This window comes from Arthrobacter sp. MDT2-34-1 (genome assembly GCF_059091365.1).
Genome location: NZ_JBNHGO010000107.1, coordinates 1 through 574, shown reverse-complemented (window position 1 = coordinate 574; position 574 = coordinate 1). Strand labels below are relative to the sequence as shown.

The window sequence follows — 574 nt, the reverse complement described above, 5'->3', positions numbered from 1 at the left end:
GTCGCTAACGGTGTACACGATGTTTTCGAGAGTGTTCATGCCCCATTGACGTGCGCCGGACCGCATTTGTGACAACGGGGGACAGGCACATTGCGACTGTGGCGTTCGTCAAGGAATCATGACCACTATGAGTGCGACCGAGTTCGAGGCCGAGCGTCCGCGGCTGACCGCGATCGCGGCCCGGATTCTGGGTACCAATGCGGAGGCTGATGACGTGGTCCAGGAGGCTTGGTTGCGGATGGCCCGTGCCGAGACGGTGGAGGACCCACCTGCCTGGCTGACCACGGTTGTCACCCGATTGTGCCTGGACCAGCTGCGCAAGAGGCAGACCAGTTCCGTCGCTGAGGCGGAGTCGACTGCCGATCCGAAGCCGGTCGATCCGGAGGCAGATGCGCTGCTCGTCGAGCAGGTGGGCGGAGCGATGCAGATCGTTCTCGACACCCTTGCTCCGGCCGAGCGGGCAGCGTTCGTCCTCCATGAGGTCTTCGGCTACCCGTTCGCGCAGATCAGCGGCGTCCTGGGTCGCTCGGAGACCGCGGTACGCAAGCTGGCCAGCCGCGCACGGCGCAAGGTG

General features: G+C 64.8%; 1 protein-coding gene. It reads left to right on the top strand.

The genetic code is table 11. From position 1 onward, the window contains the following. Positions 1-118: 118 nt before the first annotated feature. Positions 119-574 (top strand): sigma-70 family RNA polymerase sigma factor (locus AC5RVV_RS17885; protein WP_494002695.1); only part of this gene is annotated, 456 nt, incomplete at its 3' end.